This window comes from Alkalicoccobacillus porphyridii (genome assembly GCF_007293315.1).
Classification (GTDB): Bacteria; Bacillota; Bacilli; order Bacillales; family Bacillaceae_D; genus Alkalicoccobacillus; species Alkalicoccobacillus porphyridii.
In genome coordinates, this window is the sequence record NZ_VLXZ01000219.1 from 1 (window position 1) to 270 (window position 270).

At 44.1% G+C, this 270-nt stretch carries 1 protein-coding gene; it reads right to left on the reverse strand.

Annotated features, from left to right (window positions below; translation table 11 throughout):
- A partial coding sequence (locus tag FN960_RS24095; RefSeq protein WP_143850817.1) for a fimbria/pilus outer membrane usher protein occupies positions 1-270 on the reverse strand: 270 nt, incomplete at both ends.

The window sequence follows — 270 nt, forward strand, 5'->3', positions numbered from 1 at the left end:
AACTGAGCATCAGATCGTGTGACATCAAAAGATAATGAACCTAATGAGTTAAGGTTAAAACCAACGCCGGCAGCCAGAGATTGATAATCACGGATTGTTAAAACTGAACCACCATACAGGGATACATTGTTCAGCCAACCCCATGAGAATTCACCAGTCCAGAAGAAGGGTTGTTGTAAGGAATCACCACCAACGTTGGTCGGTTTCCCCATAGCAGTGGTGTAGCGAATCTGCCCTTTACGCGTCAGATAAGGAATACTATTAGATGCA